11 protein-coding genes are annotated in these 13,354 nt (G+C 51.7%); 9 read left to right on the forward strand and 2 right to left on the reverse strand.

The window, feature by feature from the left end:
- Nucleotides 1-49: 49 nt before the first annotated feature.
- A complete protein-coding gene (locus VK70_RS08420) occupies nt 50-934 on the reverse strand; it encodes an ornithine carbamoyltransferase (RefSeq protein WP_233277789.1) in 885 nt (294 codons plus the stop codon).
- Nucleotides 935-1,310: 376 nt separating this feature from the next.
- Here VK70_RS08420 and VK70_RS08425 point away from each other — a divergent pair, with 376 nt between their 5' ends.
- The 6 genes from VK70_RS08425 to mtnN all read left to right on the forward strand — a co-directional run bounded on the left by VK70_RS08425 (nt 1,311) and on the right by mtnN (nt 9,769).
- A complete protein-coding gene (locus tag VK70_RS08425; protein ID WP_025699980.1) occupies nt 1,311-2,321 on the forward strand; it encodes a LacI family DNA-binding transcriptional regulator in 1,011 nt (336 codons plus the stop codon).
- A 41-nt stretch (nt 2,322-2,362) separates the two neighbouring features.
- On the forward strand, nt 2,363-3,643 hold the full coding sequence (locus tag VK70_RS08430; protein WP_025699979.1) for a sugar ABC transporter substrate-binding protein: 1,281 nt from the start codon (nt 2,363-2,365) through the stop codon (nt 3,641-3,643).
- Between the two features lie 74 nt (nt 3,644-3,717).
- Nucleotides 3,718-5,064, forward strand: a complete 1,347-nt coding sequence (locus tag VK70_RS08435) for a sugar ABC transporter permease (RefSeq protein WP_025699977.1) — start codon at nt 3,718-3,720, stop codon at nt 5,062-5,064.
- Nucleotides 5,061-5,900: a sugar ABC transporter permease gene (locus VK70_RS08440; protein ID WP_025699976.1), complete on the forward strand. Its 840-nt coding sequence runs from the start codon at nt 5,061-5,063 to the stop codon at nt 5,898-5,900. Before VK70_RS08435 ends, VK70_RS08440 begins: the two co-directional genes overlap by 4 nt.
- A 78-nt stretch (nt 5,901-5,978) precedes the next feature.
- Nucleotides 5,979-8,441, forward strand: coding sequence for a glycoside hydrolase family 31 protein (locus VK70_RS08445; RefSeq protein WP_025699974.1), 2,463 nt, complete (start codon nt 5,979-5,981; stop codon nt 8,439-8,441).
- Nucleotides 8,442-8,683: 242 nt separating this feature from the next.
- Entirely contained in the window at nt 8,684-9,769 is a 1,086-nt protein-coding gene (mtnN, locus tag VK70_RS08450; RefSeq protein ID WP_036642952.1) for a 5'-methylthioadenosine/S-adenosylhomocysteine nucleosidase, read from the forward strand.
- Nucleotides 9,770-9,830: 61 nt separating this feature from the next.
- Here mtnN and VK70_RS08455 read toward each other — a convergent pair whose 3' ends face one another.
- Complete coding sequence (locus tag VK70_RS08455) at nt 9,831-10,502, reverse strand: DNA alkylation repair protein (RefSeq protein ID WP_025699970.1); 672 nt, start codon at nt 10,500-10,502, stop codon at nt 9,831-9,833.
- A gap of 162 nt (nt 10,503-10,664) precedes the next feature.
- Between VK70_RS08455 and VK70_RS08460 the strand changes: the two genes are divergently transcribed.
- From VK70_RS08460 to VK70_RS08470, 3 genes are read left to right on the forward strand one after another with little or no spacing between them, the layout of a single operon-like run.
- Entirely contained in the window at nt 10,665-11,273 is a 609-nt protein-coding gene (locus VK70_RS08460; protein ID WP_025699968.1) for a DUF1349 domain-containing protein, read from the forward strand.
- Nucleotides 11,274-11,296: 23 nt separating this feature from the next.
- Complete coding sequence (locus tag VK70_RS08465) at nt 11,297-12,055, forward strand: exodeoxyribonuclease III (protein ID WP_025699966.1); 759 nt, start codon at nt 11,297-11,299, stop codon at nt 12,053-12,055.
- A 44-nt stretch (nt 12,056-12,099) separates the two neighbouring features.
- Nucleotides 12,100-13,332 carry an aminopeptidase gene (locus VK70_RS08470; protein WP_046723134.1) on the forward strand — a complete coding sequence of 411 codons (1,233 nt, stop codon included), beginning with the start codon at nt 12,100-12,102 and terminating at the stop codon, nt 13,330-13,332.
- Nucleotides 13,333-13,354 lie beyond the last annotated feature (22 nt).

Below are 13,354 nucleotides of genomic sequence, written 5' to 3' on the forward strand. Positions count from 1 at the left end.
ACAGCGGAACAAGCGCCGAGCCTCATTTGAGGACCGGCGCTTGTTAGCGTTAAGAAGCCGTATGTCTGGAGTGAAAAAGGCAGTACAGCATAATGGCCTGCTGGACATACAGAAGACATTTTTTGAAATCATATCCGACAAAATAATCCGATTCTATGATATCCGCCGAGACCTCTTCCTCTCTGAAAAAGGGCGGGCACGGATTGAGCAGTGCGCCGGGCTTAGCCGAACGCATCCGCTGTAAATTTAACTGGTACTTCCCTATGTATTCGGCATTCCGGTATTCCTCCGGCAAAGAATCGGTCAGCAGGACGTCGCTGTCCGGTATTATCCCGTCCAGACGGGTATGAAACGAATAATTGGCGGTTTCCGGCCCAAGCGCATTGCCCTTAGTAGAGACGTGATGGAAGTTTAAATTCATCCTCTTCGCCATGCTCATCCATGTTCGGCTGATGTTGCCTCCCGGGCCCACAAAGGTATAGACCAGGTCCTTATAATCCGGTCTCCGCCTGCTGATTGCATAGAGGTCGGACATGATTTCGCACGGATGATTTTCCGAAGTCATGGCATTGATGACAGGAATCGAAGCATTACGCGACAGCTCCCGAAGCTTATTGAGGTCCGGATGCCGGACTACGGCCGCGTCGGCCCAGTTCTCCATATAGCCTATGACATCGGCAAGGTCTTCTCTCTTATTCAGAGCTTCCGGTGACATGCAAATACATTCACCCCGCAGATCGCGGATGCCTTTCTCAAAGCTTACTCTCGTGCGAAGACTGGTCTCGGGAAATAATAAAACGAACGTTTTTCCTTGAAGCAGGGGCTGCTCCCGGTTCTGGCAAAGCCGGTCGGTCAGGCTAAAAATTTCTTCAATCTGTTCCGGCTTACACTCCTCAATATCCAGAAAATTCAGGGCGATCACGTCCTTATACAAGAGATGGGTAAGTCTGAATAGCGAAAAAATATAGTAAAATATGTATTAGTATACACTAACTATTATGAATAGTGATATGAAAAACGTTCTAAACTCTCTCAGTGCGGGGGAGTATTTTAACATAAAATACCTATCAATATATGTTATATAAGATGACAAAACTAAAAATTTAATGAAAGTGTGTCATTTATATTGACATTCATTTATGCACGATAGTATTATTATCGCAAATAACAGCTGTAACGAAGATGAAAGGTTCAGAAAGGTTGTTTTCATTTGTGGGAAAAGGTTTTCCTCGCATTGCTTAACAAAGGTTCTCTCTTTTTTTTGAGACTGAGGAAAAGGTTTTCCTGATTATGACAAAGGGGGTGAAAGCATGTCATTTACAATCAAGGATGTGGCAAGGCTAGCGAATGTCTCCATTGCCACGGTGTCGCGGGTGCTGAACCGGAGCAAGCCTGTTAGTCCCGAAGTGCGTGAGAAAGTGATGAAAGTGGTGGACGAGCTCGGATACAATCCAAATCCCGTGGCCCGAACGCTGATTATGAAGGAGAGTATGCTGGTCGGTGTGCTGATTTCGGATGTCGCCAATACCTTTATTTCGATGTTTGTCCGCGGCATTGAAAAAGAACTCTTCCAGCATGGCTATACGACTCTGCTCTGCAATACGAACGGGGATACGGATGTTGAACTCCATTATTTAAATCTGCTTCGTGATAAGTATGTGGATGGCGTTGTACTGTTAACCTCCGCTCCGAAACAGGAGCAAATCGATTTCTTCGATAAGAACGATATTCCCGTTATATTCTCCAGTCACACGGACAAGGACGGCCGGTTCTCTTGCATCAACATCGATGATTACCAGGCCACCTATGATGCCGCAAAGTATCTGATCGGGCTGGGTCACCGCAGCATCGCTTTTTTCAGCGGACCGATGGAGTATTACCAAACGGTTGAGCGGTATAACGGCTATATGCAGGCTCTGGCCGATCACGGCATTGAATACCAAGAAGGATGGCTTTTTGATAAGGATTATGACCTTGATTCGGGTTACAAGAGCGGGATGGAACTGTTCGCGCGGGAGGATCGGCCGACAGCTGTCTGCTGTGTCAGTGATATGGTTGCCATCGGGGCGATCCGGGCGGCGGAGGACAGTGGTCTGCGGGTCCCAGAGGATATATCGATCATGGGATTTGACGATATTCCGATTGCCGGAGCTTATCGTCCCAAAATAACGACCGTACGCCAGCCGGTGTACGAGCTGGGCTCCGGGTCCGCGCAAATGCTGCTTAAACAAATTCGGGAAAAAGGAACCGGAAGCTGTGAATCCATGGTACTTCCCCATGAAATTATCGTAAGAGAAAGCTGCCGGGCACTGACTGACTAAAGTCTTTCTTATTCATTTACAAACTAAAGGAGAGATTTGAAATGACAAAGAAATTGGGACTTCTCACACTTTGTATGATGTTGATATTTGTGCTCTCGGCCTGCGGCGGCAAGCCGGGTTCCGGGGCAGAGAATTCGGGAAATGCCGCCGCTGATTCCGGCGGGGAAGCGACAGCCGAGGGAACGGAGGAATTAACGCCGGAACCGGGAGCGGAGTTGACCTTCTGGACGATCAAGGATGGTTTCAGCGATTACGCCGTTCAAGAGTTTGAAAAGAAATATAACATTAAAGTAACGGTAGAAGACGTTGCTTACTGGGACAGCGTAGCCCGTATGACAACGGATGGACCGTCCGGTACGGGTGCCGATGTATTCGGGATGACGAACGATTTCCTTGGAGGGGCTGTCAATGCCGGCCTTGTATTGCCGAACGATTATTTTGAAGAAGATACCAAAACCATCAATCGTAAGCTGGCTGTTGACGCATCGACATATGAGGGGATTCTGTATGGTTATCCTCGTTCAGTTTATACGTATGGGCTTTATGTCAATAAAGATCTGGTGAAGGACGCCAAGCTGGATACATGGGACGATGTCATTGCGTTTTCGAAGAAATTTAATGACGTTAAAAGCAATAAATACGGCTTCATGTTTGACAGTGGTTCCTTTTATCTCTTTAGCTTTCTGACCGGTTACGGCGGTTATATATTTGGCAGCAATGAAACGGACCCGACGGATATCGGCGTTAACAATGAAGGGTCGGTTAAAGGCATGACATTCTTAAAATCGCTAAAAGACATTTTACCGTTCAAATTGACCGACATGACCAGAGACGCGAAGAATGGACTTTGGGAACAAGGCAAATTGGCCATGAATATGGATGGCAGCTGGGAAATTGGCAAATACAGCAAGCTTCCGTTTCAAGTAGCCGTTATCCCGCTGCCGGCCATGCCGGAAGGGAAAGCTCCGGTTACACTGGCGGGAACCACTTCGTATTATGTAAGCACGTATTCGAAATATCCGAATGCGGCGAAGCTGTTCGCCAATTTTATTACCTCAAAGGATATGCAGATTAAAGATAACGAATTAATCGGCTCCATTCCGGCTGCCGAAGGAATTGACGACAGCATTAGAAAAGATGAAATCATGCAGGGCTTCTTAAAACAGATAGAAAGCAGCCGCATGTGGTCAAGTCTTCCGGAAATGCAATACTTTGGGCAATACATGGACCCGGCATTTGATGCGGTCTGGAACGGCGCCGATGTCAAGGCGACCCTCGACAAAGCAGCGGAAGGCATGAAGACAAGCATAGGGATGAAATAAGCGGAGATAAAAAAAGGGGGTCATCCGGGGCTTTCCGGGTGATCCCCCCTAACTTAGATGGGAGTTGAAAGGAGATGCAGCAGCTGGCGATTGGATCTAAGTATCCCGAACCTTCCAAAAAGTTCAGAAAAAAGGCCGCCCTGTTATCCGTTATCGCTATGGGACTGGGCCAGATCTATAACCGGCAGTATGTCAAGGGGTTCCTTCTGCTCGCCTTTTACGTGTACGGCATATTTACAGCAGTGACAAGTCTGCCCCATGCGCTTTGGGCGCTCATCACGCTTGGCGAGACGGAGACTCACCTGCAGAAAGTCGGAAGATTATACAAGCAGGTCATGGGCGACCATTCGATCTTTCTAATGGTCGAGAGTTTGATCACGGTGTTCATCATGCTTGTGCTGATTTGGCTGTATATAGCCGGCATCAAGGACGCTTACCGGACCGGCAAGCTGCGGGAAGAAGGCGTTAGGCCCAATACGTTCAAGCAGACGCTTAGCTTTGTGGCGGCATACCGCTTCCCGCACATCGTGCTGGCCATTCCGTTGCTCGGTGTCGTGTTCTTCACGGTGATGCCGATTATTTTTATGATCCTGGTCGCCTTTACCGACTTCACCCGGGAAACTATGCCGCCTGCCCATCTGATCAACTGGGAAGGACTTCAGGCATTCAAGGAGCTTTTGCGCACCAAGGCATGGAGCCACACCTTTTACAGTGTGACGTTATGGACGTTTATCTGGGCGTTTTTTGCAACAATCACGGGCTATTTCGGCGGATTCGCGGCGGCGCTGCTTGTGCAGTCTAAGGGAATTCGGTTCAGATCGTTCTGGCGGACGGCTTTCATTCTGCCCTTTGCCATCCCGATGTTCGTCTCCACCCTGATCATGCGCAATATTTTTAACGGCCAATTCGGACCCGTCAACCAATATTTGGGGATGCTCGGGATCGCCAAGGCTCCCTGGCTGTCCGATCCGCTCTGGGCAAAAATCACGCTAATCTTAGTCAATTTCTGGCTGAGCTTCCCGGTCTCCATGCTGATGATTATCGGAATCCTGTCCACCATACCAAGGGATATGTATGAAGCGGCGGATATCGACGGTGCGAGCGGCTCCCAGAAGACGCGGCTGATCACTTTTCCGATGGTAATGTATTCGATGGCGCCGCTGATTATTATGCAATTCGTAGCCAATATCAATAACTTCAATATCGTATATCTGCTAACGAACGGCAAGCCGCTTAACGGAGACTTTCAGTTCGCCGGGCATACCGATATTCTGATCACCTGGCTGTTCAAGCTGTCGATGGAGCAGGGGAAATATAACTACGCCTCGGTAATCGGGATTTTCATCTTCATTGTGCTCTCCGTATTCGCCATATGGAATGTTCGCCGCACCAAAGCGTTCAAGGAGGAGGATGCTTCATGAGACCCGGAAACCAAGCGAGAACGAGAATCCGGCTGTCGCTCAGCTATACCGCGCTTATTCTTCTTACAGCCTTCTGCGCCTATCCGGCCCTGTGGGTGCTGATGTCTTCTTTTCGTACCGGGGACGCGCTATTTAGCGATACAATCCTGCCGACCTCTTACACCTTCAGCCATTATACCGAACTGTTCGCCAAGCATCCGTTCGGCGTCTGGTACATGAATACGCTGAAAATCGCGGTCTCCAGCATGATTCTCGGCACGATTCTTACGCTGCTCACGGGTTACGCCTTCTCGGTATTCCGTTTCACCGGGCGCAAAAATCTGATGAGCATCCTGCTGGTGCTCGGATTGTTTCCCGGATTTATGAGTATGATCGCAATTTATATTTTGCTCAATCAGATGAATCTGCTGAATACGCACACCGCCGTGGTCATCGTATATGCGGCGGGAGCGCCGCTGTATTTTCTGTTCGCCAAAAGCTATTTCGACACGATTCCGAGGAGTCTTGTCGAAGCCGCGCGGATTGACGGAGCCGGGCATATGCCGATATTCTTTCGGATCGTGCTTCCGCTGTCGACCCCGCTCATTGTGTATACCGCGCTTATGACATTCACGGGGGCGTTCACGGATTTCATCTTCGCCAAGCTGGTACTGCGTTCGCCGGACAAGAAGACGCTTGCGGTCGGCCTGTTCGACATGATTGGCGACCGCTTCTCGAATGAATTTACGATGTTCGCCGCAGGCTGCGTATTGGCTGCCGTTCCGGTCACCATCTTGTTCATCCTGATGCAGCGCTTCCTGGTAGACGGATTAACGGCTGGGGCCGATAAGGGATAAGCGAACGCTCCAGATACAAATTTTGAATTAGATACTCAAGAGTATTAACGCTCAACTAACGTTCAGGAGGATTAAGACATGTTAACCAGCGAACAGATCAGTCCCGATAAAATGCAGGCCGATTACGCAGCCGGGTTCACCCGGACTTTGGGACGCGTTCAGGCCGTTACTGCGGAGGTCGGGCTTATCCTTTTTTCGTGTGAAAATGGCAAACTCGCCGTCAGCAGGGTTCGTACAGGAATCATCCGGATCAAGCTGTTCGCCGGAGCCGAGCCTGGAGACCCGATTCATCTGCGCACCACGGAGGCGGTCATCGGGTACGAGGAGAATCCCGGCGGGAAAGAAGCGGAACTGCAGGTAAGCGACACCGAGTCCGCCTATAGGATTGAAACGGACGGCATAACGGTTGAAGTCGCCAAGCAGGACAGCAGTCTCCGGTTCATAAATGAGTCCGGACAGATTCTGGCTCATAATCCGCTGCTTGCCTGGAATGAAGACAAGGCGGCGGCCGCTCTGTTCCAGGCAACGGAGCATACGCATTATTACGGGCTGGGGGAGAAGACGGGCTTTCTGGACAAACGGGGAGAGCGCTACGAAATGTGGAACTCCGATAACTTTTCCCCGCATGTGCCGGAAATTGAAGCGCTGTACCAGTCGATTCCTTTCTTAATCGTAAACGAGCCGGGGAATGCCTATGGGATTTTTCTGGATAATCCGGGGAGATCGGTATTTGACATGCGCGGCTCGGAGCAGGCGTTCACGATTCATGCGGAAACGGGCGGGGTGGATTATTACTTCATCGCCGGACCGAAACTCAAGGATGTGGTAGGGCGCTATACCGCTCTTACCGGACGGATTCAGCTTCCGCCAAGGTGGTCCATCGGGTATCACCAGTCCCGCTACAGCTACATGGATCAGGAGGAAGTGCTGGAGCTGGCCCGCACTTTTCGCGAAAAAGAAATTCCGTGCGACGTCATCCACCTGGACATTCATTATATGAACGAATACCGTGTCTTTACGTTTGATCCGGTGCGGTTCCCCGATCCGAAAGCGATGATTGCGGAATTGAAAAATCTTGGCATCCGGATTGTGCCCATCATTGATCCGGGCGTCAAGTTCGATCCGGACTACCACGTCTATCAAGAAGGCGCGGAGTCGAATTACTTCTGCTTGAAGCCGGATGGCACTCCCTTTATCGGTCCGGTCTGGCCGGGTCAAAGCGTGTTTCCCGACTTCACGGAGGCGAAGGTGCGCGAATGGTGGGGAGGGCTTCACCGGTTCTTTACGGAGATGGGGATCGAAGGCATTTGGAACGACATGAACGAACCCTCCGTCTTCAACGAATGCAAGACAATTGAACCGGATACGCTCCACGGCAATGACGGCCATCCGGCAACGCATCAGGAGATTCATAATCTGTACGGCATGATGATGTCCAAAGCGACCGCTGAAGGGATGACAAGTCATTTAGGGGGCCGTCCATTTGTCCTGTCGCGGGCGGGCTACGCCGGAATCCAGCGCTATGCGGCTGTCTGGACGGGCGATAACCGCAGCTACTGGGAGCATATGGCGCTCGCAATGCCGATGGTGCTCAATCTGGGGCTGTCGGGCGTAGCCTTCGCGGGTCCCGATATAGGGGGATTCGGTCACCACACGACCGGAGAACTGCTGGCGAGATGGACGCAGATGGGAGCGCTGTTCCCTTTTTGCCGGAATCACAGCATGCTGGACACCATTCGCCAGGAGCCTTGGTCCTTCGGAACCGATGTGGAGAACATTTGCCGGGATTACATCAGCCTCCGCTACTCCTTGATGCCGCTGCTGTACTCCGTGTTCCGGGAGGCTGCCGAGACGGGGATGCCGGTCATAAGGCCGCTGCTGCTGGAGTACCCGGACGACCCCAATACGGTGAACCTGTGCGATCAATTCCTGCTGGGAGATCAGCTGCTGGCGGCTCCCGTCTATCGCCCCAATACGTATCACCGTGTCGTCTACTTGCCTGAAGGAAACTGGTTCGATTACTGGACGGGCGAAAGAAGACGAGGGGGCGGCCACTTTATGGCGCATGCTCCATTAGATACGCTGCCGTTGTACGTTAAGGAAGGGGCAATGATCCCCCGTACCGAACCGGCCGCATCAACCGAATTTCAACGCTCGCGGGAGCTGCTGCTGCTGGATATTTATACACCTGAGAATGGCGCCAGCGCCTTTGACCTGTACGATGACGACGGAACGACTTATGCCTTTAAGGACAATTTCTACAACCTGCACCGGTTGACGGTGGAAGAGGCTGAGGGAAGGGTCAAATTCCGTATTCAACCTGCATGTATCGGCTATGACGAAGGCTGGAAGAGATGGACCGTAACGTTCAAGCATCTCCGGTTTGCCGGGTGCCGTCTGGATTTCGGGACAGAAGTACCTAGCCGGGAAGAACTGGAGACTCTCGCCAAGGGATGGCATTTCGACCGAGCCGCCGGAGAACTGACCGTGGTTATGAATCAGCCTTTGGAGGATATGGAACTGCTCATTCAAGCTCTGTAGAAAGCCGGTATAACCACTGCCAGCGCTGATCGGACTTGTTAACTTTTGTACATTGACGCGTGAATAAAAATTACATGAAAATAATAATAATCCATAAGTTTACAAGAAAGTTTAGACCGGATAACAAAATATACCTGTTTTTTTGTGCGGCTTAACATAAATCATGTTATGTAATTGACGATAAAGCTGACGTGCGATTAACTTCTAGATGATGAAACTATAACTCGATGAGGTGATCGCAGATGAAAAAATGGTTGTTATTCAGTTTCGCATTTCTTTTGATTCTTATGCCACTGCAAGTCCAAGCCGCGAGCAGTCAAGTGGTCCGGCCAATCGCCGTGCAAGGCGCAATGGACATGGAAGTCGCTTATTTCCTGAAGCAAATGGGCGATTATAAGACGGAAACCTTCGGTTCATATCATTTTTATTCCGGCAAAATCGCAGGCGTTCCGGTTGTCGTCTCCCAAACGAATATCGGTATGGTGAATGCCGCCGCCTCGACGACGCTCTTAATCGAGAAATATCACCCGAAAGCAATCATTAACCAGGGAACGGCAGGCGGTCACGACCCGGCACTCCACAAGTTTGACATCGTGATTGGCGAAAAATCCATTAATTACGGCTGGTTCCAATCCGCACACCGGGACGCCGGGGCGGGAGTTGACACCGGTAGCTGGAAGGTGCTTACAGAGCCGGTTGAGCCGGACCCTGTACTGTATAAGACGGCAATGAGCGTGGCGAACCGGTATCAGCACGGTAAAGTGGTCTCTGGAGTAATCGGCACATCGGACGCATGGAACAGAGAACTCGACCGCATCAAGGAACTGCATGATACTTTGGGCACAAGCGCGGAAGAAATGGAGACCGGATCGGTTGCCGAGGTAGCCAAGACGTTCAATGTTCCTTTTCTGGGTATCCGGATCTTGTCGAATTCCGAATTGTATGCAGAGGATTTCGATCCGAAGTCGGCGGACTACTGCTCCGAGTTCGTCATTGAAGTGATCAAAGAAATCGAGAGCGGCGTGGCCTTCTCGGACAAGCTGCAGGTGTACGCAGATGGTAAAGAAGTGGTTGGGCTTCTCGGACAATATGTGAACGGTCAAGCGCTAGTTCCGCTGCGCGGCGCACTGGAAAGCCTTGGATCGGAAGTGAGCTGGGACATCGCCAAGAAGCAAATCCATGTTGTTCACGGCGGCAAGCACATTATGGTCAAAGCCGGCGAGACGATGGTCAGCCAGGGCACAGCATGGATCGAAGCGGACTCGCTGCAAAAGATATTCGGAGTGAAAACGGATGTCCTTGGCTCGAGTGTATACATTTATGAATAACTGATACTCACACCCTAACCGTTCTGCGGTTTATGAAGAGCTCTCCCTTGCCGGGAGGGCTCTACTGCGTTATATCGGCTCTTATCAGCCATTTCAGCCCTTCCCGCCGGCTCAGCGGCTTCAGTTCCTCTTGCTCGATAAACGCCTTGACCGAATCTGGATTGCTCTTGGAATATTCCCTCAAAGCCCAGCCGATCGCCTTTTGAATGAAAAATTCATTGGACGCCGCATGCTCGCGGATATAGCGGTACAGCAGCTCTTCGTCCGTCGCTTCCTTATAATGAAGCTGAAACAGGAGTGCCGTGCGGTTGAGCCACATATTATCGGAACGCAGCCATTTCTCGCCATACTCCGGCTGAAGCTCGGGGTATTTGCGCAGCAGAAACCCGGCGGCGTTTGAAGCAAGCAAGTCGACGGTATCCCACCAGGAGTGCCGGGTGATGCAGGTTTCGATCATGGGGAGGTCGGCGGGTTTCAGCTTTTTCCGCAGGGTTTGCGCGATATCTACCCCGCAGTATTGATACTCGCGCTCAGGCATTTCCCACAGCAGAGGAATCCATTCCTTTTTCGGCGGATGTGCCGCCAGGAAGGTCTTAAGAACTTGTCTCCGCAGGGGCGTTCGGACGCCCAAAAAAGGAAATTGATTCCGCTGATACGCGCTCATGGCCGCCGCCGCGTCCGGGTCCCGCAATTCCTCCAGTCCCCGGGCCAGCAGCTTAAGGTCTTCGCTCATATTTATTCGTTCCTTTCTTCATAGAAGAGTTCAGTAAGGTCCTCGTTGGCATAGTTCAATCATTGTATCATGAGCGGATGTATTGCCATACTCAGCATTGCACAGATGTTGGAAGTGAAAACGGAAAACTGCTATTCTTAATAACGTCAGGAGGAATGCGAAATGACGATTCAAACGATAAACTGGCTGGACGGAATCTGGACGAACCGGCCTGTATCCAGCAGCGTTGACCGCGAAAGACTGATTGTCGAAGCCGCAGAGCAGAGCGACTATTGGCAGCAAACGATGTATGGCTTTCAGCACGACAGCGGCCATGCCCTGCTGCATTCATGGGAACGGCGATATGCTGCCGAGGTCAGCTTCAGGCTGGATCATTTCACCGAATTATATGATCAGGCGGGACTAATGTTATGGCATGGCCCTTCCCAGTGGATTAAATCGGGGATTGAAATTAACGATGGCGTTCCCCATATTGGGGCCGTTGTCACCGATACATACTCGGACTGGTCTTTGTCCCCTGTGCCTGAGTGGGCTGGAAAAGAGATCACCATTCGCGCGTCGCGGCTTAATGATGCCGTAATCATCCGCGCAAAAGCGGAGCAGGATGCCTGGCGAACGGTCAGAGTTGCCCGTTTTCCGTATCCGGCTGATGTGCAGGCCGGTCCTTTTTTATGCGCGCCCACCAGATCAGGTTTTCAGGTTACATTTACCCGCTGGGTGCTCACGAGTCCCGACGAGGACATCCATACCGATCCGCCCGCAGAAGCATGAGAAAGTAAGGAGCTTAAGAAATCATGAAACTGATATCTTGGAATGTCAACGGGCTGAGAGCCTGTGTGAACAAAGGATTTAACGAGTATTTTGCGGAAGAAGACGCGGATATCTTCTGCTTGCAGGAAACGAAGCTTCAGGAAGGGCAGATCACCCTGGACCACGGGGAGAAATATAGGCAGTACTGGAACTATGCCGTGAAGAAAGGATACTCCGGAACCGCTGTTTTCACCAAAAAAGAACCTCTCTCAGTGTCCATCGGCATTGAGGGAGAAGAGGAGACCGAGGGGAGAGTCATCACGCTCGAATTTGAGGGCTTCTATCTCGTGAACGCCTACAGCCCCAATGCCCGGCGCGACCTTTCGCGGCTGGCCTACCGGCTGGAATGGGAAGACCGTTTCCGCGCCCACCTGCAGCGTCTCGACAAGCAAAAGCCGGTTGTCATATGCGGGGATCTGAACGTTGCGCATCAGGAAATCGATCTGAAAAATCCGAAGTCCAACAATGGGAATTCCGGATTTACGCTTGAGGAACGCGGGAAGATGACCGAGCTTCTGGCCTCGGGATTTGTTGATTCGTTCCGGTATCTGTATCCCGATAAAAAGGACGTCTATTCCTGGTGGTCTTATATGCCGAAGGTGCGGGAGCGGAATGTAGGCTGGCGGATTGACTATTTTCTCGTATCGGAAAGGCTGGCTCCCGCTATTGCCGATGCCAGGATCGAATGCGCGGTTATGGGCAGCGACCATTGTCCGGTCGTGCTGGAGCTGAACGGATTTTAAGGAACTTTGCTTTAAAACACAGAATAATCGGAGGATGAGAGGGCATGACTTCATTTGAACAGATGCTGGATAAATACGCGAATTTGGTTATCAAAGTGGGGGTGAACATTCAGCCCGGGCAGGTGCTGATGGTCCATGCTCCGCTGGAGACCGCCGAGCTGACCCGGCTGATTGTAGCCAAGGCTTATGAAGCGGGCGCCAAATACGTCATTGTGGATTGGGACGACGAAGCGGTATCCCGAATCCGTTACGAGAAAGCACCGGAGGATTCTTTCGGCTACTACCCGCAGTGGTATGCGGATATGCTGGAGAAATTCGCTGAAGAGGGCGGCGCGATCCTGCATATTAAAGTACCCGATCCGGAGCTGCTGCGCGGCATCGATTCGGCCAAAGTGTCCACAGCGGTCAAAGCGGCGGCGGTCACCCGTCAGAAATATCAGGCTTATACCCGAAACAGCCGGATCAGCTGGTCGCTGGTCAAGGCGCCGACCCGGGCCTGGGCCGACAAAGTGTTCGCCGATCTGCCGGAGGAACAGCGCATTGACGCCATGTGGGAGGCGATCTTCCAGATGAACCGGGTCGAAGCGGAAGGCGATCCCGTCGCCGCCTGGCAGAAGCATATCGCCAATCTGAAAGAAAGCCAGGAGAAGCTGAACGCCAAGCGTTACAAAAGTCTGCATTACCGCGCTCCGGGAACCGATCTGCGCGTCGAGCTGCCGGAAGGCCATTTATGGCGGGCCGCAGGCGGGGAGAATGAACAAGGCGTCTATTTTGTCGCCAATATGCCGACAGAAGAAGTGTACACGATGCCGCACCGTACCGGCGTGAACGGAACCGTGAGCAGTACAATGCCGCTTAATCTGAACGGACGGCTTGTGGACGGTATTAAATTGACCTTCAAGGAAGGCAAGGTAACGGAGTTTGACGCCAGGGCCGGACGCGAGCATTTGGCTTCGCTGCTGGAGACGGACGAAGGCGCGTCCTATCTGGGCGAGATGGCGCTTGTCCCGTACGATTCGCCGATATCGCGGCTGAACCGGGTTTTTTACAATACGGGCATCGACGAGAACGCCTCCTGCCACTTCGCGCTCGGCAGCGCTTATCCCGTCAATATTGAGGGAGGAACGAAGCTTAAGCAGGAGGAGCTGTTGGCGAAGGGGGCTAATGTCAGCCTGACCCATGTAGACTTTATGATCGGGTCGGCGGAGCTGGACATTGACGGCGAGCTGCCGGACGGAACGGTAGAGCCGGTGTTCAGACAAGGAAACTGGGCGTAAGCGAACAGGATAGACATAAGAT

The sequence above is a fragment of the Paenibacillus durus ATCC 35681 genome (assembly GCF_000993825.1).
In the GTDB taxonomy this organism is placed as follows: Bacteria; Bacillota; Bacilli; order Paenibacillales; family Paenibacillaceae; genus Paenibacillus_AQ; species Paenibacillus_AQ durus_B.

Coding starts and splice junctions, on each gene's coding strand:
- VK70_RS08425 (WP_025699980.1), top strand. CDS start 1,311: ATGTCATTTACAATCAAGGATGTGGCAAGGCTAGCGAATGTCTCCATT.
- VK70_RS08430 (WP_025699979.1), top strand. CDS start 2,363: ATGACAAAGAAATTGGGACTTCTCACACTTTGTATGATGTTGATATTT.
- VK70_RS08435 (WP_025699977.1), top strand. CDS start 3,718: ATGCAGCAGCTGGCGATTGGATCTAAGTATCCCGAACCTTCCAAAAAG.
- VK70_RS08440 (WP_025699976.1), top strand. CDS start 5,061: ATGAGACCCGGAAACCAAGCGAGAACGAGAATCCGGCTGTCGCTCAGC.
- VK70_RS08445 (WP_025699974.1), top strand. CDS start 5,979: ATGTTAACCAGCGAACAGATCAGTCCCGATAAAATGCAGGCCGATTAC.
- mtnN (WP_036642952.1), top strand. CDS start 8,684: ATGAAAAAATGGTTGTTATTCAGTTTCGCATTTCTTTTGATTCTTATG.
- VK70_RS08455 (WP_025699970.1), bottom strand. CDS start 10,502: ATGAGCGAAGACCTTAAGCTGCTGGCCCGGGGACTGGAGGAATTGCGG.
- VK70_RS08460 (WP_025699968.1), top strand. CDS start 10,665: ATGACGATTCAAACGATAAACTGGCTGGACGGAATCTGGACGAACCGG.
- VK70_RS08465 (WP_025699966.1), top strand. CDS start 11,297: ATGAAACTGATATCTTGGAATGTCAACGGGCTGAGAGCCTGTGTGAAC.
- VK70_RS08470 (WP_046723134.1), top strand. CDS start 12,100: ATGACTTCATTTGAACAGATGCTGGATAAATACGCGAATTTGGTTATC.